The following is a 25,559-nucleotide window of genomic DNA, read 5'->3' as shown; positions in this document are numbered from 1 at the left end:
GCTCAATGAGTCCGAAAATACTGTTCTGGGTGCCGGCCGTCCTGCGCCTGGGCCTGCTGTTCGTTGCGGCCGGCATCGTCTGGTGGATGGCGGGCAGGGTGGCCGGCCTCGCCTTCGCGCTGGCGGCGGTCGTGGTCGCGCTGTTCGTCCAGCTGCGTTACCTGCACGAGCTGGGCGAGTGGCTGAACGACCCGCACTCGAGCCGCCTGCCGGACGGGTGGGGCGCCTGGACCGACGTGTTCGCACGCCTGTACCGCCTGCGGCGCGAGGACGAACGCCACCAGGCCGAGATGGCCGAATGGCTGGCGCGCTTCCGCGAAGCGATGGGGCTGCTGCCGGAAGGCGTGGCGATCATGGACGACGTGCTGTTCCTGGAATGGTGCAACGAGGCGGCCGAGCGCCACCTGGGCCTGACCATGGCACGCGACAAGGGCCTGCGCGTGACCAACCTGGTGCGCCATCCCGAATTCATCGACTATGTCATCCTGGGCCGCTACGAGCAGCCGCTGACCCTGTCCTTCCGTGGCAGGAAGCTCGAGTGCCGCATCATCCCGTTCGAGAACCGGCGCCAGATCCTGGTCACCCACGACGCTACCGATACCGAGCGCATCGAGGCGATGCGGCGCGACTTCATCGCCAACGCCTCGCACGAACTGCGCACGCCGCTGACGGTGATCGTCGGCTTCCTCGAGATCGCCATGTCCGACCCCGGCCTGGACGTGGCCACCCGCACCGCGCACCTGGAACTGATGACTGAGCAGGCACACCGCATGCAGCGCCTGATCGGCGACATGCTGACGCTGTCGCGCTTGGAGTCCGACGAATTCCCGCTGAAACGCGAGCGCGTCGACATGAAGGCCATGACCGAATCGGTGGCCGCGGAGGCGAGGGCGCTGTCGGGCGGCCGCCACCAGGTCGAAGTGGAGGTCGACGGCCCCGACGTGATGGGCAGCCTGGAAGAACTGCGCAGCGCTTTCGCCAACCTGGCCTCGAATGCGGTACGCTATTCGCCGAACGGCGGCACCATCCGCCTGTCCTGGACCCGCGGTCCCGACGACCTGCGCTTCGCGGTCACGGATTGCGGCATCGGCATCGAACCGATCCACATCGCGCGCCTGACCGAACGCTTCTACCGCGTTGACAAGAGCCGCTCGCGCGAAACGCAGGGCACTGGCCTGGGCCTGGCGATCGTCAAACACGTCCTCCTGCGCCACGGCGGCCGCCTGGTGATCACGTCCGTTCCGGGCCAGGGCAGCACCTTCACCGCGGTCCTGCCCAACACCTCCCTCCCGGGTTAAGCCCAATTGGGGTCAGAGTCGAATTATTCGGAAAGATTGTTAACTTTCAAAGTAATTGGACTCGACCCTTGCCCTTCTTTCTGCCGGGCTCTTGCACAACAATTGGGGTCAGAGTCGAATTATCGGGAAACTTTTGAAGTTGCTCGGTAATTCGACTCTGACCCTAATTTCGCGCTAACGCATATCCGGTGACTGGTGACACATTGCGGCAGACTACAGTGCCACTCACCAGTTTTTAAACACTGACCATTTCAGGGAAGTACGCTTTGCTCAAGCAGAGCTAAGCCATGACTGAGAGATTTGCGATCAGGCAAGAAATGTTGGGTGAGCGAGCGTAGATTGCCAACGACGCACTTGCGTCCTTGTTCAGCTTCTCGCTCACGCCATGTCTCGACGGAGGGCGCTGTCGCGCCGGCAGGCTGACTTCGGACCCCAGGGCGAACTTCATGTTTTCCGGAGCCTGTGGATGCGTCCAACTTACTACAAGCCTTCTGGCCGGACACCCTTGCTGATCGTTCCAGCGTTCCTGGGTTCGCTCGTCCTGGCGATCATGGGTGCATTTGCCTATGCATGGGTCAACGCCCCAATGCACTGGAGTCTGTCAATAATCACCGTTTGGATGTTCGCCGGCTGGCTCGCGTGTGTTGCCAAAATAGCCTGTCGACTGGCGAAAGTGCGTAATCCCGAACTAATGAAAGAAATTGGCCGCGCCATTGGCCTGATAGGCTGGTCGGCGCAATGGATATTCTGGATCGTACTCGTATCTCGTCCAGGTGTGTCCGACATGCCGGCGGGCCCGATGCTGGTTACGCTTGCCAATCTCGTTAGCGAGTCCGGGACGATCGTCGAGGGATTCATGGAGGCGTTGGACGCTGGCGAGTGGTATGAAGATCCGGATGCCGCGTTGCTGAGAAGTATAGGGTGGATTCTGGAGCCAGTGATTCTGGCGATGGGGGCATCGGGGGCAGGACGCAAGCAAGCTGGCAAGCCATTCTGCGAAGCGTCGAATCGCTGGGCCAGAACTGCCCGACTTCGTTGTCGCCTTGCTGCCGAACAGGTGATGCGGGCGCCGGCTCGACTGCTCGCAGATCCAGAAAAATTGCTCGCCGCTATGTCCTCCAAGCTCGGTCGCTACCGGTATGCATCGGTAACGCTTTACAGGATGCACAAGGGGCTCTTTGTGTCCATCGACCTGGTCGATACCATGGAGGATGGCCGACGGCACTTCAGGTTAAAGCGAAACCGGGTCAAGTATCTGTCGATTTCTCGGAAGGCTGCCCACGGCTTCCTCCAGCTTGAACGTCAACGCATAGGCAAGGATGCGAGCAAGTGCAAGCAACATGTGAGCGAGCGCCTTCTGACCTGGATCGAGGATGCGATCGAGTGAGTAATTAGGGTCAGAGTCAAATTGCCGAGCAACTTTGAGGAATTTCTCAACAATTCGACTCTGACCCTAATTAGTTGGTGCGCAATTGCTCAACAATTCGACTCTGACCCTAATTAGAAGTCGTTCAATTATGAAATGTTCCAGTTAATTCGACTCTGACCCTCATTGCTGTGGTCGGGGTACAATCGTGCCTCGTTCTTTTTGGCACGCCTTATGTTCTCTCGTCGTAGCTCCCTGATCGCCTGCGCCGCGCTGTTCCTCACTGCCTGCGGCAGCACCCCGACTCCGCCTCCCGCCACTCCGGTCGCCCAGCAGGCGACGCCGCCGGCGCCGCCGCGCAAGGTGAAAATCGGCCTCGCCCTCGGCGGCGGCGCGGCGCGTGGTTTTGCCCATATCGGTGTTATCAAGGCGCTGGAAGCGCAGGGCATCGTGCCCGAGATCGTGGTCGGGACCAGCGCCGGGTCCGTCGTCGGTTCCCTTTACGCATCCGGCATGAATGGCTTTACCCTGCAGAAGACGGCGCTGGCGATGGACGAGGCGACCATCTCGGACTGGGCGCTGCCGCTGTTCGGCAAGTCCACCGGCGTGCTGAAAGGGGAGGCGCTGCAGAATTACGTGAACAAGGCCGTCGGCGGCGTGCCGATGGAGCGCCTGAAGATCCGTTTCGGCGCTGTCGCCACCGATCTGAAGACCGGCCAGCCGATCCTCTTCAACAAGGGTAATACCGGCATGGCCGTGCGCGCCTCGTCGAGCGTGCCGAGCGTGTTCCAGCCGGTGAAGATCGGCGCCAATACCTATGTCGACGGCGGCCTGGTGGCCCCGGTGCCGGTAAAGTTCACCAAGGACATGGGCGCTGAATTCATTATCGCGGTGAACATCTCGAGCGCGACCGAAGGAGCGGCCACCGCCAGTTCGCTCGACGTGCTGATGCAGACCTTCAGCATCATGGGCCAGCGACTGAATCACTTCGAACTGAAGGAAGCGGATGTCGTCATCACCCCGGCCCTCGGCAACATGGGCAGCGCGGACTTCAACAACCGCAACCTGGCGATCCTCGCCGGCGAGCAGGCGGCAGCTGCCGTCATGCCCCAGATTAAGGCCAAGCTCAAGGCCAAGCAGCAAGCACAATAACCAGGACATCACATGAAAACCAAGCCCTACCTCACCCTCGAAGACGCCAAGACGATCGCCGCGGCGGCCGAAGCAGAAGCGCTGCGCAACAACTGGGCCGTGTCCTTTGCCATCGTCGATGATGGCGGCCACCTGCTGTGGTACCAGCGCCTCGACGGCGCCGCCGCCACGTCGGCCTATATTGCGCCGGCCAAGGCCAAGACCGCCGCGCTCGGCCGCCGCGAGTCGAAGGTGTATGAAGACGTCATCAACAACGGCCGCGTGTCCTTCCTGTCGGCGCCGGAACTCGAGGGCATGCTGGAAGGCGGCGTGCCGGTGATCGTCGATGGCCACGTCATCGGCGCGGTCGGCGTGTCGGGCGTGAAGTCGAACGAGGATGCCCAGATCGCCAAGGCCGGCATCGCGGCCCTGACCGGCGCCTGAACGCCGGGCTGGTCACCAAGCCGTCACGAGAAGGCACCTGCGGGTGCCTTTTCTTTTATTTCGCAGAAGCAGCAAAACCGCGTTTTGCGCGCCCCTTTCCCGCCAGTTTGGGCAAAATAATGGCCATTTCCTCAAAATGCTGCATTGCCGAATAGGGGCAGTTCGCGCTATAATTTGGAAGTTTAACCATTCACACATTTGCCGTAGCGACTACCCACCATCCCTCATTCAACTAGATGTCCAGCTACCGGCACGAGCACTTCCGCCCGGGTTTGTTGGATGTCGGTCTGACGTGGCGCAGCTACGGTAACTTTATTGGGAGTTACCCTTGCCGCCATTTTTTTCTGGCCCAGCCGTCCCGGCCATCCTGGCCCTCGCAGACGGAACGATTTTCAAAGGCTATTCCATTGGTGCCGCCGGCCACACGACCGGTGAAGTGGTCTTCAATACCGCGATTACGGGCTACCAGGAAATCCTCACCGACCCCAGCTATTCGCGTCAGATCGTTACCCTGACGTACCCACACATCGGCAACTACGGCGTCAACCCGGCCGACGTCGAGGCCTCCAAGGTCCACGCCGCCGGCCTGATCATCCGTGACCTGCCGCTGCTGGCATCGAATTTCCGTTCCACCCAGTCGCTCTCGGACTACCTGAAGCAGGAAAACGTGGTGGCCATCGCCGGCATCGACACCCGCAAGCTGACCCGCATCCTGCGCGAGAAGGGCGCACAGGCCGGCGCCATCCTGACCGGCATCCAGGGCAAGGAACCGCTCGAAGCGCAGGCGCTGGAACTGGCGCGCTCCTTCCCGGGCCTGGCCGGCATGGACCTGGCCAAGGTGGTCTCGGTCAAGGAACCCTACGTCTTCACCGAAACCGAGTGGAAGCTGGGCGAAGGCTTCGGCAAGCAAGAGAATCCCCAATACCACGTGGTCGCCTTCGACTACGGCGTCAAGCGCAACATCCTGCGCATGCTCGCCGAGCGCGGCTGCAAGGTGACGGTGCTCCCGGCCCAGGCCACCGCGCAAGACGCGCTTGCGCTGAACCCGGACGGCATCTTCCTGGCCAACGGCCCGGGTGACCCGGAACCCTGCGACTACGCCATCAAGGCCAGCAGCGAGCTGATCGAGAAGGGCATCCCGACCTTCGGCATCTGCCTCGGCCACCAGATCATGGCGCTGGCTTCCGGCGCCAAGACCATGAAGATGAAGTTCGGCCACCACGGCGCCAACCACCCGGTGCAGGACCTCGATTCGAAGAAGGTCCTGATCACCTCGCAGAACCACGGTTTCGCGGTCGACCCGGAAACCCTGCCTGCCAACTGCCGCGTGACCCACGTCTCGCTGTTCGACGGCTCGCTGCAGGGATTCGAGCGTACCGACAAGCCGGCCTTCTGCTTCCAGGGCCACCCGGAAGCCTCGCCCGGCCCGACCGACGTCGCCTACCTGTTTGACCGCTTCATCAACTTGATGCAAGCCGCGGAGAAGAAATAAATGCCAAAACGTAGTGATATCAAAAGCATCCTGATCATCGGCGCGGGTCCGATCGTCATCGGCCAGGCGGTCGAGTTCGACTATTCGGGCGCCCAGGCCTGCAAGGCCCTGCGTGAGGAAGGCTACAAGGTCATCCTGGTCAATTCGAACCCGGCGACCATCATGACCGACCCGGAAACGGCAGACGTCACCTACATCGAGCCGATCACCTGGAAGGTCGTCGAACGCATCATCGACAAGGAACGCCCGGACGCGATTCTGCCGACCATGGGCGGCCAGACCGCGCTGAACTGCGCGCTCGACCTGCACCACAACGGCGTGCTGGAAAAGTACAAGGTCGAGCTGATCGGCGCGACCCCGGAAGCCATCGACAAGGCCGAGGACCGCTCCAAGTTCAAGGATGCGATGACCAAGATCGGCCTCGGTTCGGCGCGCTCGGGCGTGGCGCATTCGATGGACGAAGCGCGCGCCGTGCAGCGCGAGCTGGGCTTCCCGACCATCATCCGTCCGTCCTTCACCATGGGCGGCAGCGGCGGCGGCATCGCCTATAACGAGGAAGAGTTCGAACAGATCTGCAAGCGCGGCCTGGAAGCCTCGCCGACCAACGAACTCCTCATCGAAGAATCGCTGCTCGGCTGGAAAGAGTACGAGATGGAAGTCGTCCGCGACAAGAAGGACAACTGCATCATCATCTGCTCGATCGAAAACCTGGATCCGATGGGCGTCCACACCGGCGACTCGATCACCGTCGCGCCGGCGCAGACGCTGACCGACAAGGAATACCAGATCATGCGCAACGCGTCGATCAACGTGCTGCGCGAGATCGGCGTCGACACCGGCGGCTCGAACGTGCAGTTCGCGATCAACCCGAAGGACGGCCGCATGATCGTCATCGAGATGAATCCGCGTGTGTCGCGTTCCTCGGCGCTGGCCTCGAAAGCCACCGGTTTCCCGATCGCGAAAGTGGCGGCCAAGCTGGCGGTCGGCTTCACGCTGGACGAGCTGCGCAACGAGATCACCGGCGGCGCGACCCCGGCATCGTTCGAGCCGTCGATCGACTACGTCGTCACCAAGATCCCGCGCTTCACCTTCGAGAAATTCCCGACCGCGGACAAGCACCTGACCACCCAGATGAAATCGGTGGGCGAGGTGATGGCCATGGGCCGCACCTTCCAGGAATCCTTCCAGAAGGCGCTGCGCGGCCTGGAAGTGGGCGTGGACGGCCTGAACGAAAAGACGCGCGACCGCGAGAAGATCGAAGAAGAACTCGGCGAGCCGGGTCCGGAGCGCATCTGGTACGTGGGTGACGCGTTCGCCCAGGGCTTCACCCTGGACGAAGTGCACAACCTCACCAAGATCGACCCGTGGTTCCTGGTGCAGATCAAGGAGATCGTCGACATCGAGCTGTGGCTGGATCACCAGAAGCTGGACAGCATCGACAAGCCGACCCTGTACAAACTGAAGCAAAAGGGCTTCTCGGACCGCCGCCTGGCCTTCCTGATGCAGACCACGCCGCAGGCCGTGCGCGAGCGCCGCCATGCGCTGGGCATTCGCCCGGTGTACAAGCGCGTCGACACCTGCGCCGCGGAGTTCGCGACGAATACCGCCTACATGTACTCGACCTATGATGAGGAGTGCGAGTCCAACCCGACCGACAAGAAGAAGATCATGGTGCTGGGCGGTGGCCCCAACCGCATCGGCCAGGGCATCGAATTCGACTACTGCTGCGTGCACGCGGCACTCGCCATGCGCGACGACGGCTACGAGACCATCATGGTCAACTGCAACCCGGAGACCGTGTCGACCGACTACGATACCTCGGACCGTCTGTACTTCGAATCGCTGACCCTGGAAGACGTGCTGGAAATCGTCGACCTGGAAAAGCCGGAAGGCGTGATCGTGCAGTACGGCGGCCAGACGCCGCTCAAGCTCGCGCTGGACCTGGAAGCCAACGGCGTGCCGATCATCGGCACCTCGCCGGACATGATCGACGCGGCCGAAGACCGCGAACGCTTCCAGCAGCTGCTGCAGAAGCTCGGCCTGCGCCAGCCGCCGAACCGCACCGCGCGCACCGAAGCCGACGCGCTGGCGCTGGCCGAGGAAATCGGCTACCCGCTGGTGGTGCGTCCGTCCTACGTGCTGGGCGGCCGCGCGATGGAAATCGTCCACGAGCAGCGCGACCTGGAGCGCTACATGCGCGAAGCGGTCAAGGTCTCGCACGATTCGCCGGTGCTGCTGGACCGCTTCCTGAACGACGCCATCGAAGTCGACGTCGACTGCATCTCGGACGGCGAAGCCACCTTTATCGGCGGCGTGATGGAGCACATCGAACAGGCTGGCGTGCACTCGGGCGACTCGGCCTGCTCGCTGCCGCCGTATTCGCTGTCGCAAGAAACCATCGCTGAGCTCAAGCACCAGACCTCGCTGATGGCCAAGGCCCTGAACGTGGTCGGCCTGATGAACGTGCAGTTCGCGATCCAGCAGTCGGAAGTCGACGGCAAAACCGTGGACACCGTGTTCGTGCTGGAAGTGAACCCGCGCGCTTCGCGTACCGTGCCGTTCGTGTCGAAAGCGACCGGCCTGCAGCTGGCCAAGATCGCGGCGCGCTGCATGGTGGGCCAGACCCTGGCCCAGCAGGGCGTCACGCAAGAGGTGACCCCGCCGTTCTACAGCGTCAAGGAAGTCGTGTTCCCGTTCGTGAAGTTCCCGGGCGTCGACACCATCCTGGGACCGGAAATGAAGTCGACCGGCGAAGTGATGGGCGTGGGTGAGACCTTCGGCGAAGCCTTCGTGAAGTCGCAGCTGGCGGCCGGCATCATCCTGCCGACCAAGGGCACCGTGTTCCTGTCGGTGAAGGGTGCGGACAAGCCGCGCGCCGTCGGCGTGGCGCGCGAACTGGTGGCGCTGGGCTTCTCGCTGGTCGCCACCAAGGGCACCGCCGCCGTCATCGAAGCGGCCGGCCTGCCGGTACGCCCGGTGAACAAGGTGCTGGAGGGCCGTCCGCACGTGGTCGACATGATCAAGAACCGCGAAATCGTCATGGTCGTCAACACCGTGGAAGAGAAGCGTTCCGCGATCACCGATTCGCGCACCATCCGAACCTCGGCCCTGCAGTCGCGCGTGGTCACCTACACGACCATCGCCGGCGCGGAAGCCGCGATCGAGGGCATGCGCCACCTGGACGAGCTGCGTGTCTATGATTTACAAGGTCTTCATAAAACCTTAAACTAAGCAGCAAGTAGTACCTCTGAACCACAGAGCTCGCGTGGCCAAGCGCCGCGCGCCTCTGTGGTTTTCACTTGGTAAGTGCACCTTAAAAAACCGTCGCGAGCGGCAGCAATGGTGGCCAAGAAGCGCAGCTGTACGAGAGTACAGTGAGCATCGCAGGGCGCCAGTGCAACGCGCAGCAGGTTTTTCAAGGTGCACATCGTCCAATCACGAAACAACGTAAAGCGACATGAACACTACCGTACCACTGACCAAATACGGCGCCGAACTCCTGAAGGAAGAGCTGCACCAGCTCAAGACCAAGGAGCGCCGTAATGTGATCGACGCGATCGCCGAAGCGCGCTCGCACGGCGACCTGTCCGAAAATGCCGAATACGATGCAGCGAAAGAGCGCCAGGCCTTCGTCGAAGGCCGCATCGCGGAACTCGAGGGCAAGCTGAGCGCCGCCCAGATCATCGACCCGGCCACGCTGGACGCGGAAGGCCGCGTCGTGTTCGCCTCAACCGTCGACCTGGAAGACCTGGATAGCGGCCAGAAGGTGAGCTACCAGATCGTGGGCCTCGACGAAGCCGACCTGAAGCTGAACAAGGTCTCGGTCACATCGCCGATCGCCCGCGCCCTGATCGGTAAATACGCCGGCGACGTGGTCGAAGTGCAGGCGCCGTCGGGTCCGCGCGAATACGAAATCCTCGAAGTCCGCTACGTCTGATGCAGGCCAGCCTTCCGCGCTCCGCATCCCGCCTGGCAGCCGCGCGGCTGCTGGTGGCGGTGCTGTGGGCGGGGGCGCTGTGGGCGCTCGGCTATATCGCGGCGCCGGCGGTGTTCGCGGCGGTACCGAGCCTTGTTGCTGGCGACGTCGTAGCAGGGCTCCTGCACCGGCTCGGCTGGGTGTCGATCGGATGCGCAGCGCTGATGTTCGTCCTGGTGCGGGTGTCCGGCGACCTCGAGCCCGGCCGACGCCGTTCCCTGAACCTCCTGGTGCTGGCCATGCTGGCCTGCGCGCTCGTGATGTGGGCGGGATTGCAGCCGGCCATGGCGCAGATGCGCGAGTTGGCGGGGCCAGGCGGGGTGAGGGCGTCGCCGTACTGGACGCAGTTCGCCGTCATGCACGGGGTGTCGCAGCTGTTCCACGTGGTGGAGAGCATCCTGGCGGCAGTCCTGGTCCTCAAGAGCCGCTGAGCCTGGCGACAGGCGAAAAAAAACCGGGTCGCCCCGGTTTTGTTTGGCCCACGCCGATCACTTGTTCAGTGCATTCTTCTTGCTGGACGTCTGGCGCGGCTTGGCGCGCTTGATGTTGCCGCCCGCGGTGACGCGTTCGTTCCCCTTCAGCATGACCTTGGTGACGCTCGGCTTCTTGGTGCCGCTGGCGCTGGCCTTGACGATGGTAACTTCGCGCATGCCCTTGCCGGTCTTACCGCTGCGTTCCTTGACGGCTTCCTTCTTCGGACGGTAGAGCACCAGCAGCTTGCCGATGTGCTGGACAGGGGCCGCGTCGAGTTCCACGCAGATCTGTTCATACATCTCGACACGGGCTTCGCGGTCGTCGCCGAACACGCGGACCTTGATCAGGCCGTGCGCGTCCAGGCTCGCGGCGATTTCTTTCATGACCGATTCGGTCAGGCCGGATTCGCCGATCATGACGACTGGGTTGAGTCCGTGGGCCTCGGCGCGCAGTGCGCTGCGCTCGGCCGGAGTGAGTTTAAGCATAATAATTTTTTTGGAAGTACCTTTAAAAGCAGTATTCTACGCGAATGGCCAAGAACAAATTAAACAAAAACTGGTTGCACGACCATATTAACGACCCGTACGTCAAACTGGCCCAGAAAGAAGGCTTTCGCGCCCGCGCCGCCTACAAGCTCAAGGAAATCGACGAGAGCGAAAAACTGATCAAGCCGGGCCAGGTCATCGTCGACCTCGGCTGCACCCCCGGCAGCTGGGCCCAGTACACCCGCCGCAAGCTGGCCGGCGCTGATGGCGGCGGCATCAATGGCACCATCATCGGCCTCGACATGCTGCCCATGGAACCGATCGCGGACGTCCAGTACATCCAGGGCGATTTTCGCGAGGAAGAAGTCCTCGGCCAGCTCGACGGGCTGCTGCAGGGCCGCAAGGCCGACCTGGTCCTGTCCGACATGGCGCCCAATCTGTCCGGTATTCCGACCGCGGATGCGGCGCGAATGGAACACTTGATCGACTTGGCCATTGAGTTTTCTCAAATGCACATGAAACCGAGCGGGGCATTGCTCGTGAAGTGCTTTAAAGATATGGGATTTACTCAGATACTGGAAAAATTCCGGGACGAATTCAAAACGGTCAAACAGGTCAAACCCAAGGCAAGCCGGGACAAATCGTCTGAAATTTTCCTGCTTGGACGCGGTCTGAAGAATCCAGTAGCGTGAATTCCGCATTTCGGGACCGTTTTGCCCTTGATATTCGGCGCGGCAACCACACATCAGCCGCGTGAGGCTGGCTGCGCAAACGGTTGCGCACCGGCCCGTACTTAGAAAAATGGCATTTCGGCACTATTGCTTACGTTGCGTGGCGGCGTCGGCTTATTGCGGTTAAAATCGTCATACTGAAATCGGTAGAGATGCAATCGCATCGGAGGAGTTTTCGTGAATAATATGTTTTCCAAATCCGCCATCTGGGTGGTCGTTGCGCTGCTGTTGTTCATGCTGTTCAAGCAGTTCGACAACCACAGCGTCGCCGGCGGCAGCAAGACCATCGCTTATTCCGAGCTTCTCGACGAGGTGAAGGCACGTCGCATCAAGGACGTCGTGATCGAGGGTTCGAATATTACCGCGACCCGCCAGGACGACAGCAAGGTGCGCGCCACCGCGACCATCCTCGACCGTGGCCTGATCGGCGACCTGCGCGACAACGGCGTGCGCTTCGACGTGAAGCCGCCGGAAGAACCTTCGTTCCTGCAGCAGGTCTTCATTTCGTGGTTCCCGATGCTCTTGCTCATCGGCGTGTGGGTGTTCTTCATGCGCCAGATGCAGGGCGGCGGCAAGGGAGGCGCTTTCTCCTTCGGCAAGTCGAAGGCGCGCATGCTCGATGAAACCAACAATACTGTCACCTTCGCCGACGTCGCCGGTTGCGATGAAGCGAAAGAAGAAGTCTCGGAAATCGTCGACTTCCTGAAAGACCCGACCAAGTTCCAGAAACTGGGCGGCCGCATTCCGCGCGGCGTGCTGATGGTCGGTCCTCCGGGTACCGGTAAGACCCTGCTGGCGCGCGCCATCGCCGGCGAAGCGAAAGTGCCGTTCTTCTCGATCTCCGGTTCGGACTTCGTCGAGATGTTCGTCGGCGTGGGTGCGTCCCGCGTGCGCGACATGTTCGAGAACGCCAAGAAGCATTCGCCCTGCATCATCTTCATCGATGAGATCGACGCCGTCGGCCGTCACCGCGGCGCCGGCATGGGCGGCGGCAACGACGAGCGCGAACAGACCCTGAACCAGCTGCTGGTCGAGATGGACGGCTTCGAAGCCTCCTCGGGCGTCATCGTGATCGCCGCGACCAACCGCGCCGACGTGCTGGACAAGGCGCTGCTGCGTCCGGGCCGTTTCGACCGCCAGGTGATGGTGGGCCTGCCGGACATCCGCGGCCGCGAACAGATCCTGAACGTGCATATGCGCAAGGTTCCGATCGGTACCGACGTCAAGGCCGACATCCTGGCGCGCGGCACCCCGGGCTTCTCGGGCGCCGATCTCGCCAACCTGGTCAACGAAGCAGCGCTGTTCGCCGCGCGCCGCAGCAAGCGCCTGGTCGAGATGATCGACTTCGAAGACGCCAAGGACAAGATTTACATGGGTCCGGAGCGCAAGTCGATGGTCATGCGCGAGGAAGAGCGCCGCAACACGGCCTACCACGAGTCGGGCCACGCGGTGGTCGCCAAGCTGCTGCCGAAGGCCGACCCGGTGCACAAGGTCACGATCATGCCGCGCGGCTACGCCCTCGGCCTGACCTGGCAGCTGCCTGAGCACGACAACCTGTCCGGCTACAAAGACAAGATGCTGGAAGAAATCTCGATCCTGTTCGGCGGCCGTATCGCCGAAGAGATCTTCGTCGGCCAGATGTCGACCGGCGCCTCGAACGACTTCGCCCGCGCCACCAAGCTGGCCCGTTCGATGGTGACCCGCTTCGGCATGTCCGAGAGCATGGGCGTGATGGTCTACGAAGACAGCGAGAACGAAGGCTTCTTCGGCGGCGCCACCAAGACCATCTCGGAAGCGACGCAGCAGAAGGTCGACGCCGAGATCCGCAACATCCTCGACACGCAGTACGCCCTGGCGCGCCGCCTGCTCGAAGAAAACCGCGACAAGGTCGAAATGATGACCAAGGCGCTGCTCGACTGGGAAACCATCGACGCCGAGCAGATCAACGACATCATGGCCGGCCGCGAGCCGCGCCAGTCGAAGACCAGCATCCTGACCAAGCGCACCCCGCCGGGCGACAACGGTCCGGGCGGCGTGGCACCGACCACCGCCCCGGCATGATCGCCTGATCCACCAAGCAAAAGGCATCCCTCACGGATGCCTTTTGCTCGTTAACGCTCCCCAGTTTTTACGCCATGCTCAAGAACCTGCAATGCGGCCAGTACAGCTTCGCGCTGGAAGGGCCAGACTCGACCCATCCCATTGTGATGGGTATCCTGAACGTTACTCCCGATTCCTTCTCCGACGGTGGCCGCTACCAGGGCCTCGAGTTCGCCCTGTCGCATGCCGAAGAGATGATTCGCGACGGCGCCGGCATGATCGACGTCGGTGGCGAATCGACCCGCCCGGGCTCGCCCAGCGTTCCGGTCGCCGAAGAGCTGGCGCGCGTGATCCCCACGCTGTATGCGCTGCGCACCCTCGACGCCGCGCTGTCGGTCGACACCTGCAAGCCGGAAGTCATGCGTGAGGCGATCATCGCCGGCGCCGACATGATCAACGACATCAACGGCTTTCGCGCTCCCGGCGCCATCGAGGCGGTGCGCGACAGCGATTGCGGGCTGTGCGTAATGCACATGCAGGCCACGCCGCAGACCATGCAGCAGGCGCCCAACTACACCGACGTGGTCGGGGAGGTGATCGCCTTCCTGAACGAACGGGTGGACACCCTGGTGCGCGCAGGCATTGCGCGCGAACGGATCTGCGTCGACCCGGGCTTCGGCTTCGGCAAGACGGTCGAGCACAATTACGCGCTGCTGCGCCAGCTTGGCCGCATCCGCATGGAAGTCGGCCTGCCGGTGCTGGCCGGGCTGTCGCGCAAATCCATGATTGGCGCCGTCACCGGAAAACCGGTGGAAGAGCGCGTTGCCGGCAGCGTCGGCGGGGCATTGGCTGCGGTGGCGCATGGCGCTAGAATTGTACGGGTGCACGATGTGGCAGAGACCGTCGACGCACTGAAGGTATGGCATGCGGGCACGAACGAATCGTGACGACGTGAAATAATTACACCAGATAAAATACCCACCGACGTTTAATCACGGAAAGAAAAGAGAAGAATAATGGCACGGAAATATTTCGGTACGGATGGTATTCGCGGCCTGGTAGGGGAAGCGCCGATTACGCCCGACTTCGTCATGCGCCTCGGCTATGCCGCCGGCACGGTGCTGGCCAAGGGCGGGAAATCGAGCAGCGGCCGTCCGGTCGTCCTGATCGGCAAGGACACCCGCATCTCGGGCTACATGCTGGAAGCCGCGCTGGAAGCGGGCTTCTCGGCCGCCGGCGTCGACGTGATGCTGGCCGGCCCGATGCCGACCCCAGCCATTGCCTACCTGACCCGCGCGCTGCGCCTGCAGGCCGGCGTCGTGATCTCGGCCTCGCATAATCCCTTCCAGGACAATGGCATCAAATTCTTCTCGCAGCACGGCACCAAGCTGCCGGACGCGGTGGAACTGGAAATCGAAGAAGCCATCGACTTGCCGATGGGCTGCGTGCCCTCGGACAAGCTGGGCCGCGCGAGCCGCCTGCGCGACGCCCAGGGCCGCTACATCGAATTCTGCAAGAGCACCTTCCCCAACGAACTGGACCTGCGTGGCCTGAAGATCGTGGTCGACAGCGCCCACGGCGCCGCCTACAACATCGCGCCGCACGTGTTCCACGAACTCGGCGCGGAAGTGGTCTCGATCGGCGCCCAGCCGGACGGCTTCAACATCAACGCCGGCGTCGGCGCCACCGCGCCCAAAGCGCTGTCGGAAGCCGTGGTGGCCAACAAGGCCGACCTCGGCATCGCGCTCGATGGCGACGCCGACCGCCTGATCATGGTCGACGGAGCAGGGCGCGTCTACAACGGCGACGAACTGTTGTACCTGATGGTGCGCGACCGCATGTCGACCGGCCCGGTGGCGGGCGCCGTCGGCACCCTGATGACCAATATGGCACTGGAAGTCGCGTTCAAGCAGATGGGTGTGGGCTTCGCGCGCGCCAAGGTCGGCGACCGCTATGTGCTGGAAGTGATGCAGGAGCGCGGCTGGCTGTTCGGCGGCGAAAGCTCGGGCCACCTGCTGGCCCTGGACAAGCACACCACCGGTGACGGCATCGTCTCGGCCCTGCAGGTGCTGTCGGCCCTGAGGCGCAGCAACAAGTCGCTGGCCGAGTGCTGCAGCGAGCTCAAGCTGTATCCGCAGACCCTGATCAACAAGCGCGTGACGCCAGGCTTCGACTGGACCAAGGATGGGGCCCTGGTGGCCGAGAAGGAGGCGGTCGAGCGCGAGCTGGGCGATTCCGGCCGTGTGCTGATCCGTGCTTCGGGCACCGAACCGTTGATCCGTGTGATGGTCGAGGCCAAGGAAGCCGACATCGCCGAAAGCATGGCGCGCCGCATCGCGGACAAGCTGGCGGCCTGAGAGCGCAGAAGGCGCGTCGATTTGACGCGCCCCGGCTGCGGGAGTATCATCAGCCCCACATCGGAGTGTAGCGCAGCCCGGTAGCGCACCTGGTTTGGGACCAGGGGGTCCAAGGTTCGAATCCTTGTACTCCGACCAAAACTCCTCCGCGGGCTGTCGTTCGACAGCCCGTTTCATTTCCGGCGCATCGCATGAGGCGCTGTCTGAACTGCCCATAGCTCAGTTGGATAGAGCATCAGCCTTCTAAGCTGAGGGTCGCTGGTTCGAACCCAGCTGGGCAGGCCAACCCGTGCTGGAACGCGATGGCCCATTCTTGACCAAACTCTAGGACCGCATGCTTTTCCTGACTGTTCCCTATGCCGAGAAGGATGAGGCGAAAGCGCTGGGCGCCCGCTGGAATCCCACCAAACGCCGCTGGTACGTGCCTGACGGCGTCGCGACCGACGCCTTTGCCAAGTGGGCCGGGCAGGGCGGCGACGCCGGGGCGGCCTCGTCTGGCGCCTCCGGAAAGGGCCGCGTCGACAGCTACCAGGGCAAGACGGTGACCGGCACCAACTACATCGCGATCGAGCACGACTGCAATCCATTTGAAAGCTGCCCGCAATGCAGCGCCGCGCTGGCCGGCACCGAATGGCACAAGGCACGTCAGCACCTGGCTGGGATCGTCGGCAAACTGTAGTCCGATCTCGCAGGCAAGCGGACGCCGTTCGCAGCGCTGCCGTGTTAACGTTCTGGCAGCACGCATCGCCCGGATGCGCGCGTTTCCGGAGAGCGCACATGCCTTACGCACGACTGTTCCAGCCCTGTCTTTGCATCCTGATGGCGATGTCCTGCGCCCTGGTTCCAGCCGCCCGCGCCGCCGACGCGTCCGCCACCACCGCCACCCCGGCACAGGGCGAAGTCTTCACCCTCCAGCTGGCGGCGAACGGCGCGCAGGCACCGGACGCAAGCACCGGCACGGTGCAGTTCATCGGCACGGCAACGGTGATCATCCGCTACCAGGGCTTCACCATCCTGACCGACCCGAATTTCCTGCACAAGGGCGAGCACGTGCACCTCGGCTATGGCCTGACTTCCGAGCGCAAGACCAATCCGGCGATCAAATTCGAAGACCTGCCGCCGATCGACCTGGTGGTGCTCTCGCACTACCACGGCGACCACTTCGACCAGCTGGTCGAGGAAAAGCTGAACCGCGCCACCCCGATCATCACGCCCAAGGAAGCGAGCGAACGGCTCAAGCGCCTGGGCTTCACCCGCACCTATGGCCTGAGCAGCTGGGACAAGGTCGAGGTCAGCAAGGGCGACGCGCGCCTGCGCATCACTGCCACGCCGGGACGCCACGGGCCCGCCGGGGTCGCGGTGCTGCTGCCCAAGGTGATGGGCTCTATCCTCGATTTCGGCGCCAACGCCGCCGCCCCCGACTACCGCATGTACATCAGCGGCGACACCCTGGTGGTCGACGACATCCGCGCCATCCCGCAGCGTTTCCCGAACATCGACCTGGCCCTGCTGCACCTGGGCGGCACCCGCATCCTCGGGGTGCTGAAGGTCACGATGGATGGCAAGGACGGCGTGCGCATGATGCAGATCGTACGGCCGAAGAAGACCGTGCCGATCCACTTCAACGACTACGACGTGTTCAAGTCGCCGCTCGAGGACTTCGCGCGCGAGGTCAAGGCGGCGGGGCTGGACAAGGACGTGGTCTACCTGGCGCACGGCGAGACCTACTCGTTTACCCGCACCCAGAGATAGCCGTCCGGGGAAACCGTCTGATTCAGCCAACGTACTCCGGACTTCGCGCCCGGAGGCAATCGTGCGCGCTCGCAATACTGTCGAGTAAACGCTAAGATGCCAGCCTGACAATTATTGCTTTCCAGCCCACGGCATGTCCAGAGCGCAGCACTCGAGCCCGAACGATCCACTGGTCCAGCGCGACCGGCGCCTCGTCACCGGCATTGCGGTATCCGCGCTCCTGCACGCACTGCTGCTGTCGCTGCAGTTCGGCGTACCCGGCTTCGACCTCGGCGCCAATGGCCCGATCCGGGTGACGCTGGCCCCGCCCGTGCCGGCGCCGACCCCCGCGCCCCAGCCGGCCACCGTGGATGCCCCCGCATTGCCCTTGCCGCCACAGCCGCTTCCAGTACAGTCCGCTGCTCCCGCCAGAGGCCTGCGCCTGGTCGACCCGCGACCGCAAGCTGTCGAACTGGCGCAGGCGGTCCAGCCCAAGCCGGCCGCGCGCCCGGTCCGGCGCAAGAAGCCCAAAGCGCGCCCGCCGGTGTCGGCGCCGGTGATCGCGTCCACCGCGAAGCCGGACGCCGAGTTTGCGGTCGCGCCGCCGCCGGCCGACATCGCACCCGACAAGGTGGCCAGCGTCGTCAGCAGTGAGCCGGACGCGAAGCCAGAGCCGGACGAGGCCGTGGTGGCGGCGCGCGAGGACGAGCAGGCCATGGAAACCGAGCGCCAGCGCCAGGAAGAGGCGGAGCGGATCGCGGCGGCCGAAGCGGAGCAGCGCCGCGAGGCGGAAACCGCGCGCCTGCTGCGCGAAGAACAGGAGCTCATGACTTGGCGCGACCGCGAGGCCCTGGCCAAGCGCGAGGCCGCCCTGATGGCCGAGCAGAAGCAGCGGCTCGAACGGCAGCAGGCCGAGCAGAAGTTCGCCGACGAGCAGCTGGCCGCCCGCGAACTGGCGCAGCAGCAGCTGGTCGAGCGCCAGCAGGCCGAGCAGCGCGCCGCCGAACAGCGCCGGGCCGAGGAACTGGCGGCCGAGCAGGCGCGGCTTGCGCAGCAGGAAGACCGCCGCCGCGCCGACGCCGAGCAGCAGCGCCTGGCGCAGCTGCGCGAACAGGAAGAAGCGCAGGCGCGCCAGGCACAGGCCCAGCGCAACGCGGAACGCCTGGCAAGCGAGCGGCTGGCAGCCGAACGCCTGGCGGCCGAGCGTCTTGCCGCCGAGCGGGCCGCCGCCGAACGTCTCGCAGCTGAACGTCGCGCCGTCGAGGAAAACGCGCGCCGCCTGGCACAGGAACAGGCCGAGGCGCGCCAGCGTGCCGAGGCTGAGGAACAGGCCCACCGCCTGGCAGACGAGCGCGCCCAGTCCGAACGCCGTATTGCCGCCGAGCGCGGCGCCGAGCGGATGCAGGCCCAGGGCTTGCCGGGCGCCGGCAATGCGGGGCAGGGCGGCGCCGGAGCGGGCGCTGGCGCGTCCGGCCGGCCGGGCGCTGGCGACGGTGACGGCGCCCGGCCGGGCGGCAACGTCCCGGGCAGCGCGCTGGCGAGCCGCGCGCGCGAGATGCTGCGCGGCTTGAGCATCCCCAACGTGGCGCCGCCACCGGCGCGGCCCCTTGATCCGCACGCAGGGCGGCGCGCGCTGGCCGACGGCGCCGAACGCGATGTGCCGGTGCGCCTGTACGTCGACAGCGTGCGCCAGAAACTGGAGCGCACCGCGATCCTGGGCGGCGCCCAGTTCTCGCTGCGCGACGTCCGCATCGATCCGCTGGTCAGCCTGTCGCTGCGCAGCGACGGCAGCGTCGACGACGTGACCATCGTCCGCTCCAGCGGCCGGGCCGACATGGACGACATGGTGCGCCGCTTCGTCCAGCTCAATGCCCGCTACTCCGCCTTCCCGCCGAACGTCGCGGCGCGCTTCGACGTCATCGAAATCCGCCGCGTGTGGCGCTTTGCGGACGGTCTGAAGTTACTAGAGGAAATTCGCTGAGCCGCGCCGCACCTGCTGTTTGATCAGCTACAAAGCCAAGCCTGATGGACACCGTACGCTGGACTGAAGCGTTCCAGTAACGCGTCTATTTTTGATAGGCAACAATCATGGCTTCGTCTCGTTCAGTTGCAATCGTCTTTTGCCGGCTGCTGGTTTTCCTCGTCGTCTTCGGTAGCGGCCTGGCGGGCTGCACCACCGGAATCCAGTTCGCAGGCAGCGGCAAGGACGGGGACGGCAAGGCTCCGCCCACCGAATTGATCACCGAGCAGCTGATCGAGAGCGAGCGAAGTGCGCTGGCCGCGCTGTCCCGGCAAGACCTGTCGCCGCTGATCGAACCCAATCCCGCTCCCTACACCATCGGCCAGGGCGACGTGCTGTCGATCGTCGTCTGGGACCACCCCGAGCTCGCCGGCAGCGGCATGACCGCAGCCACCGCCGCCACCGACAGCGGCGCCGCGCCGCCGAATGCGGTGCAGCCCGGCTTCGCCGTCGACCACCAGGGGCGCATCCAGTTCCCCCTGATCGGCCTGCTGCAGGTCGAAGGCCTGACCGAAGAACAGGCCAGGTCGATGCTGACCAAGAAGCTGGCGCGCTACATCGCGCACCCGAGCCTGACCCTGCGGGTCCAGTCCTACCGCAGCAAGCGGGTCTACATCGACGGCGAGGTCAAGGCGCCCGGCCTGCAGGCCATCAACGACATCCCCATGACCCTGGTCGAGGCGCTGAACCGCGCCGGCGGCATGCTGCCCAGCGCGGACCAGAGCCGGATCGTGATCGAACGCGGGCCGAACCGCTACCTGATCAACCTGCGAGACCTGGTGCAGAAGGGCGTCAATCCCGGCACCGTGCTGCTGGCCCACGGCGACGTGGTGCGTGTGCATTCGCGCGACGAGAGCAAGGTCTTCGTGTCCGGCGAGGTGGTCACGCCGCGCGCGCTCACCATGCACAACGGCCGCCTGACCCTGAACGAGGCGCTCGGCGAAAGCGGCGGCGTCAGCCCGCTCAGCGGCGACGCCCGCCAGATCTACGTGGTGCGCAAGACGCCCGACCGTACCCGCGTGTTCCAGCTCGATGCGCGCGTCACCGGCGCACTGGCCATGGCCGAGTCCTTCGAGCTGCGGCCGAAGGACGTGGTGTATGTCGCCGCCTCGCCGCTGGCGAACTGGAACCGCCACCTGAGCCTGCTGTTCCCGGGCGCGCTGACCTCGGCGGTCGGCGTGACCACCCGTCCCTGAACGCCGCCACCGCCTTCGTCACTGAGCGAGGTCTGCCACCATGAGCAATCCTGCCGACGCCCACCCGCTGACCCACATCTCGCACAGCCCGCCGGTGCTGTCGGTGCCCTTCGACCCGCGGCCACCCGAGCCCCTGCCCGAAGAGCCCACGGTCGACCTGAAAGGCTACTTCAACACCCTGTACGACAGCCGCTGGCTGATCGGCAGCATCACCGCCTTCATCACCGTGGTGGCGGTGCTGTACGCGCTGGTGGCAAAGCCGGTGTACGAGGCCAACCTCATGATCCACGTCGAAGAGGAAAGCCCGAACGCCTCCAAGAACATCCTGAGCGAGGCCTCGTCCCTGTTCGAGACCAAGAAGGCGGCGATCGCCGAGATGGAGCTGCTGCGTTCGCGCATGGTCGTCTCGCGCGCGGTCGACAACCTCCAGCTCTACATCGAAGTCCAGCCGAAATACTTCCCGGTGGCCGGCTTTTGGTTCGCCACCCAGAACGCGGGCAACCTGTCCAATCCGGGCCTGTTCGGCTACGGCGGCTACGTATGGGGCGGCGAGAAGGCCGACGTATCCGTGTTCGAGGTGCCGGAATCCTGGCTCAACCGCGAATTCGTCCTCACTGCGCGCGCCGGCAACCGCTACCGCTTCTCCGGCGGCGGCCAGCGCCTGGCCTTCGACGGCACCGTCGGCCAGCGCTACCGGGTGCCGCTGCCGGACGGCCTGCTCGAGATCAAGGTCGACCGCCTGTATGCCAATCCCGGGGCGCGCTTCCGCATCAAGCGCAAGTCGCGCCTGGGCACCATCCAGGCCATCCAGAGCTCGATGGTGATCACCGAGCAGGGCAAACAGTCCGGTGTCATCGAGGTCAAGCTGCAGGGAGAAAGCTCGGCCCGCATCAACAGCCTGCTGAGCGAGATCGGGCGCGAATACATGCGCCAGAACCTGGCGCGCAAGACCGAGGAAGCCGAGAAGTCGCTCGCCTTCCTGAACCAGCAGCTGCCGATCCTCAAGCGCCAGCTGGAGCAGTCCGAGGACCGCTACAACCAGTTCCGCAACGCCCACGGCACCGTCGACCTGCGCGAGGAAGCGCGTATGAGCCTGACCCAGGCCGCGGCAGCGCGCACCCGGCGCATGGAACTGATCCAGAAGAAGACCGAGCTGCTGGCGCGCTTCACCGAAGACCACCCAGTGGTGGCCGCCGTCAACCGCCAGCGCAAGGAAGTCGATGCCGAAATCGAAGCCATCGCCAGCCGTATCCGCACCTTGCCGGTGATGGAACAGGACGAGGCGCGCCTGACGCGCGACATCAAGGTCAACACCGACCTGTACACGGCGCTGTCGAACACCGCGCAGCAGCTGCGCCTGATTTCCGTCGGCCGGGTCAGCAACGTGCGCCTGGTCGACGCGCCGATCGCGCCGGAAAAGCCGATCAAGCCGAACCGGCCGCTGATCGTGGCGATGGCGGTCGTGACCGGGCTGTTCCTCGGCACGCTGTTCGCCTTCACCCGCAAGGCCATGCGCGGCGGTATCGACGATCCGCAGAAAATCGAACGGATGCTGCGCGCACGGGTCGTCTACGCCTCGATCCCGCACAGCGGCAACCAGGACAAGCTGATGCGCAAGTCCAAGCCCGACGGCGTGCTGCCCTTGCTGGCCCAGATCCTGCCCGAAGACCCGGCGGTCGAAAGCCTGCGGAGCTTCCGTGCGGCCCTGCAGTTCTCCATGCCCCACTTCAAAAACAATGTGGTCATGATGGCCGGCCCAACCCGCGACCTCGGCAAGTCCTTCATCGCCGCCAACTTCGCCGCCGTGATGGCCGCCAGCGGCAAGCGCGTGCTCCTGATCGACGCCGACATGCGCAACGGGCACCTGCACCGCTACTTCGGCGTCGACCGCGGCAAGGGCCTGTCGCGCGCGATCGCCGGCGGCGCCACCGTGGACGAGGTCATCCACCACAATGTCCTCGAACGGCTCGACTTCATCCCCACTGGCGAGCTGCCGACGAACCGCGCCGAGTTCCTGCTGCACCTGAACTTCGGCAACCTGCTCGAGACCGTCAGCCCAATGTACGACCTGGTGCTGATCGATCCGCCGCCGCTGCTGGCGGTCGCCGACGCCCTGATCATCGGCGCGCACGCGGGCGCCGTGTTCCTGGTGACGCGCTCCGCCGTCACGACCGAAGGCCAGATCAACGAATCGATCAAGCGCCTGAACCACGCCGGGATCTCGCCGCGCGGAGTGCTGTTCAATGACATGGCGCTCAGGCTGGGAGACTACCGCTCCCAATATGGCGGCGGGCCGCAGCTGGCCTACGTCGCCTGACCGGGGATAACAAGGGGGAAGGGCCCGGCGTGAGGGCCTTGATCCGGTTCACTGGCAATCAAGGGCCGTGGGTATTGTGACCCGCGGTGTCGGATTGCCAGTGTGCGTTCCACAGCGCGGCCTTGAGATCCACCGTGAACTGTCCGCTGTCGATCACGCCGGCGAGGCCCGACACAAGAGCCGCGCCGCCTGTGTCGCCAGCGGACCCACCATAAGCCCGCACCGCGCAACACTGCGCCAAGGTCCGGCATCAGCACATCGCGTTGGAGCACCGTGACGGGTCCGAAATCAGCTCCACGCTCCGGATCTCGGCAGCAGGACGTCGATTGACGATAGCCGGTGCGGATCCGCCTGAGTATCCAGTGCAATGGAGGGCTGACGCGAACCTGCTCGCCATGGCGGCCTCGTGAAATGAGATTCGACCAGCGCGCCCCATCACGTCGGCCTGCATGGCCGCCGCGCCGAACAAACACCGGGCAGGACTTGCGTAACAGCATGGCGCAAGCGCAGTCTGCGTCGGCTGCATACCCCTGAGCTTGATGTAAACATTGCACGGACCAAGGTGGGCCGTGCGATTTTCTCTTTGGCTAGCAAGCGCCAAACCTGGCTCGGTAAGGCCCCTGCTTACGTGGACGGCGCCGAGCGCGCGTAGCGGGACCGGGAGGCAAGCTCCCAGGCTCCGCGCCGGGCGATCAGTCCGGCGACAGCACTACCCGTACCGGTTTCGCGCGCGGCGTGAGCAGCAGTTGCTTGAGGGCGTTCCGGATCCGGATGGTGTGCCGCTCGAACAGCAGGTAGAACACATAGGCTGCCACCACTACCGTGCCGAGTACCGTGAAGTACCACAGGAAATCGGTGGCGAGGTTCGGGTCGAGGCGTTCGCGGCCCAGGAACTGGCGGCCCAGATAGCGCATCAGCTCGATGACCGGGATGTGCAGCACGTAGAGCGAGAACGAGAACTCCGAGAAGAACACGGCTATCCGGTTGGCCCGGACGTAGGCCGGCGCCGTCGCATCCACCTTCTGTTGGAGCGAGGCCTGCAGGAACAGGAAGGGGATGCTGCAGATGATGTCCTGCACAAAGGACCCAGGCACGAGATCGTCGTTGTTGCCGCGCAGGCGGTAAAAGACGAACAGCGCCAGCGTCAGCACCAGCAGCAGGCCGCGCACGAGATTGCCGCAGTCGATGCGCACGCGCGAGAACGCGGCGCCGAGCAGCCAGATGATGAAGTAGAGCGAGATCATGTCGCGTAAGGTCGACAGCAGCAGGATCAGCGCCGCGGCCGCGGCGGCGCGGCGCAGCAGGCCGCTCCCTGCGACCACCAGCAACAGCAGCGGGAACTGGATGTAGTACCAGGTTTCATGGGCGAGGCTCCACAGTGGATAGTTGCCGCCGAAGTCGGGCACGGCGACGGCCTGCAGGCCGAACAGGTTGCCGGCGAAGGACGCCGCCGAGTACTCGTTGGCCGGGTCGAAGTTCATGGGGCCGGTGCTGGCCGCGCCGATAACCAGGCCGACGACCAGGGTCAGCAGCAGGGTGGGAACCAGCACCGTCCACAGGCGCGTGAAGCGGTCGATCGCATAGTGCGCCACGGCTTGCGGTTTGCCGAAGCGGTTCATCAGGCTACCGCCCACCAGCCAGCCGCTGATCAGGAAGAACACGACCACCGCCTGGTGCGCGAAGCCGGTGAAGAAGGCCAGCCCCAGGTAGGCCAGGGTCGGATCTTCGAGCGTACGCAGGCCGGGATAGATTTCGGCGCGCAGGTGCGAGGCCGCCACCTGCAGGGCCGCCAGCCCGCGCAGGGCGGAGATCACGAGGGACTGCACGGGATTCTCGCCCAAAGGCGCTCGTGCTTGCCAGTGTATCGAGGGGAAGGTCAGCATGTGGTTCTCCATGGGTAAATAAGCACTAGCATGTGTCCCAGGAATACGGCTGTGCATTGCCGGACAGCGCCAGCGCAAGCCTGATCATCCAGTAACCGACATGCGCCGATTGCATCAAGAAACCCGATACGAGGAAGAGCGCCACGGCACTGGCGGGAGAGGCCGGGCCGGGCATCACGCCGCGCGGCTCGGCCTGGTACAGGGTGCCGACACTGGCGCAGGCGCCCAGCAGCCAGCCGGTTGCCGTTTCGGTCACCGCGTGTTCGCCCTGGCCGACCAGGACGACGGTCATCACCAGCCCGAGCGCCAGTCCGGCGCCGGCCGCGGCAAGTGCTAAGCCTCGCCCGATGGGCCGGCACAGCAAGTAGCCGAGCACCGGGTAGACCGCGGTGACGCCGAAGGCATGACCGCTGAACGCCTTGAAGCCGAGCGCGCCGATGTCAGTGCCCCAGCCCAGGTAGGCGACCTTGCTGCCGCCGACCAGCGCCATGGCGCCGGCAAACAGGAGCGCCCAGGCCGCCGCGGCGCGCCAGGCCCGGGCGGCGAGCAGCCAGCCGCCGGCCGCCAGGGCCAATGGCAGGGTCAGCTCGAGGTCGCCCAGGTGCAGCAGCCGCATCG

Annotated in this window: 20 protein-coding genes and 2 tRNA genes; 19 read left to right on the top strand and 3 right to left on the bottom strand. The window is 64.5% G+C overall.

Annotation, left to right across the window (positions count from 1 at the left end; genetic code table 11):
* Positions 1 to 5: 5 nt before the first annotated feature.
* The 8 genes from phoR to GV068_RS00405 all read left to right on the top strand — a co-directional run bounded on the left by phoR (position 6) and on the right by GV068_RS00405 (position 10,138).
* On the top strand, positions 6 to 1,298 hold the full coding sequence (gene phoR, locus GV068_RS00440; RefSeq protein ID WP_159695481.1) for a phosphate regulon sensor histidine kinase PhoR: 1,293 nt from the start codon (positions 6 to 8) through the stop codon (positions 1,296 to 1,298).
* 466 nt (positions 1,299 to 1,764) lie between these two features.
* Positions 1,765 to 2,685 (top strand): hypothetical protein, encoded by a 921-nt coding sequence (locus tag GV068_RS00435; RefSeq protein ID WP_159695480.1) that lies wholly within the window; start codon positions 1,765 to 1,767, stop codon positions 2,683 to 2,685.
* A gap of 213 nt (positions 2,686 to 2,898) precedes the next feature.
* Positions 2,899 to 3,816, top strand: coding sequence for a patatin-like phospholipase family protein (locus GV068_RS00430; protein ID WP_159695479.1), 918 nt, complete (start codon positions 2,899 to 2,901; stop codon positions 3,814 to 3,816).
* Between the two features lie 12 nt (positions 3,817 to 3,828).
* A complete protein-coding gene (locus tag GV068_RS00425) occupies positions 3,829 to 4,239 on the top strand; it encodes a heme-binding protein (protein ID WP_159695478.1) in 411 nt (136 codons plus the stop codon).
* Positions 4,240 to 4,567: 328 nt separating this feature from the next.
* The gene (gene carA / locus GV068_RS00420) at positions 4,568 to 5,731 is read left to right on the top strand and encodes a glutamine-hydrolyzing carbamoyl-phosphate synthase small subunit (RefSeq protein WP_159695477.1); all 1,164 of its coding nucleotides are present in this window, start codon (positions 4,568 to 4,570) and stop codon (positions 5,729 to 5,731) included.
* Positions 5,732 to 8,962: a carbamoyl-phosphate synthase large subunit gene (gene carB, locus GV068_RS00415; RefSeq protein WP_159695476.1), complete on the top strand. Its 3,231-nt coding sequence runs from the start codon at positions 5,732 to 5,734 to the stop codon at positions 8,960 to 8,962. It begins immediately after the preceding gene.
* 226 nt (positions 8,963 to 9,188) lie between these two features.
* Positions 9,189 to 9,668: a transcription elongation factor GreA gene (greA, locus tag GV068_RS00410; RefSeq protein WP_159695475.1), complete on the top strand. Its 480-nt coding sequence runs from the start codon at positions 9,189 to 9,191 to the stop codon at positions 9,666 to 9,668.
* A complete protein-coding gene (locus GV068_RS00405; protein WP_159695474.1) occupies positions 9,668 to 10,138 on the top strand; it encodes a DUF4149 domain-containing protein in 471 nt (156 codons plus the stop codon). Before greA ends, GV068_RS00405 begins: the two co-directional genes overlap by 1 nt.
* 57 nt (positions 10,139 to 10,195) lie before the next feature.
* Here GV068_RS00405 and yhbY read toward each other — a convergent pair whose 3' ends face one another.
* Positions 10,196 to 10,666, bottom strand: a complete 471-nt coding sequence (gene yhbY / locus GV068_RS00400) for a ribosome assembly RNA-binding protein YhbY (RefSeq protein ID WP_159695473.1) — start codon at positions 10,664 to 10,666, stop codon at positions 10,196 to 10,198.
* A 44-nt stretch (positions 10,667 to 10,710) separates the two neighbouring features.
* Between yhbY and GV068_RS00395 the strand changes: the two genes are divergently transcribed.
* The 11 genes from GV068_RS00395 (at position 10,711) to GV068_RS00345 (ending at position 23,058) form a co-directional block, all read left to right on the top strand.
* The gene (locus tag GV068_RS00395; protein ID WP_159695472.1) at positions 10,711 to 11,358 is read left to right on the top strand and encodes an RlmE family RNA methyltransferase; all 648 of its coding nucleotides are present in this window, start codon (positions 10,711 to 10,713) and stop codon (positions 11,356 to 11,358) included.
* 216 nt (positions 11,359 to 11,574) lie between these two features.
* Positions 11,575 to 13,458, top strand: coding sequence for an ATP-dependent zinc metalloprotease FtsH (ftsH, locus tag GV068_RS00390; protein WP_159695471.1), 1,884 nt, complete (start codon positions 11,575 to 11,577; stop codon positions 13,456 to 13,458).
* Between the two features lie 74 nt (positions 13,459 to 13,532).
* Complete coding sequence (gene folP / locus GV068_RS00385; RefSeq protein ID WP_159695470.1) at positions 13,533 to 14,384, top strand: dihydropteroate synthase; 852 nt, start codon at positions 13,533 to 13,535, stop codon at positions 14,382 to 14,384.
* Positions 14,385 to 14,453: 69 nt separating this feature from the next.
* On the top strand, positions 14,454 to 15,794 hold the full coding sequence (glmM, locus tag GV068_RS00380) for a phosphoglucosamine mutase (protein ID WP_159695469.1): 1,341 nt from the start codon (positions 14,454 to 14,456) through the stop codon (positions 15,792 to 15,794).
* A gap of 61 nt (positions 15,795 to 15,855) precedes the next feature.
* Positions 15,856 to 15,932: transfer RNA gene (locus tag GV068_RS00375), tRNA-Pro, on the top strand.
* Positions 15,933 to 16,002: 70 nt separating this feature from the next.
* Positions 16,003 to 16,079, top strand: a tRNA-Arg gene (locus tag GV068_RS00370).
* A 49-nt stretch (positions 16,080 to 16,128) separates the two neighbouring features.
* On the top strand, positions 16,129 to 16,473 hold the full coding sequence (locus tag GV068_RS00365; RefSeq protein ID WP_159695468.1) for a DUF5710 domain-containing protein: 345 nt from the start codon (positions 16,129 to 16,131) through the stop codon (positions 16,471 to 16,473).
* 98 nt (positions 16,474 to 16,571) lie between these two features.
* Positions 16,572 to 17,546, top strand: coding sequence for an MBL fold metallo-hydrolase (locus tag GV068_RS00360; protein ID WP_229463545.1), 975 nt, complete (start codon positions 16,572 to 16,574; stop codon positions 17,544 to 17,546).
* A 133-nt stretch (positions 17,547 to 17,679) separates the two neighbouring features.
* On the top strand, positions 17,680 to 19,506 hold the full coding sequence (locus GV068_RS00355; protein WP_159695467.1) for an energy transducer TonB: 1,827 nt from the start codon (positions 17,680 to 17,682) through the stop codon (positions 19,504 to 19,506).
* Between the two features lie 107 nt (positions 19,507 to 19,613).
* Complete coding sequence (locus tag GV068_RS00350; RefSeq protein WP_159695466.1) at positions 19,614 to 20,741, top strand: polysaccharide biosynthesis/export family protein; 1,128 nt, start codon at positions 19,614 to 19,616, stop codon at positions 20,739 to 20,741.
* A 40-nt stretch (positions 20,742 to 20,781) separates the two neighbouring features.
* Complete coding sequence (locus tag GV068_RS00345) at positions 20,782 to 23,058, top strand: polysaccharide biosynthesis tyrosine autokinase (RefSeq protein WP_159695465.1); 2,277 nt, start codon at positions 20,782 to 20,784, stop codon at positions 23,056 to 23,058.
* Between the two features lie 692 nt (positions 23,059 to 23,750).
* Here GV068_RS00345 and GV068_RS00340 read toward each other — a convergent pair.
* Together GV068_RS00340 and GV068_RS00335 are read right to left on the bottom strand one after the other, a co-directional pair.
* Positions 23,751 to 24,941 (bottom strand): acyltransferase, encoded by a 1,191-nt coding sequence (locus tag GV068_RS00340; protein WP_159695464.1) that lies wholly within the window; start codon positions 24,939 to 24,941, stop codon positions 23,751 to 23,753.
* Positions 24,942 to 24,966: 25 nt separating this feature from the next.
* Positions 24,967 to 25,557 (bottom strand): hypothetical protein, encoded by a 591-nt coding sequence (locus GV068_RS00335; protein ID WP_159695463.1) that lies wholly within the window; start codon positions 25,555 to 25,557, stop codon positions 24,967 to 24,969.
* Positions 25,558 to 25,559: the final 2 nt, after the last annotated feature.

The organism is Massilia sp. 9I (assembly GCF_902506415.1).
Lineage (GTDB): Bacteria > Pseudomonadota > Gammaproteobacteria > Burkholderiales > Burkholderiaceae_D > Telluria.
This window is presented reverse-complemented; position numbering and strand designations above follow the sequence as displayed.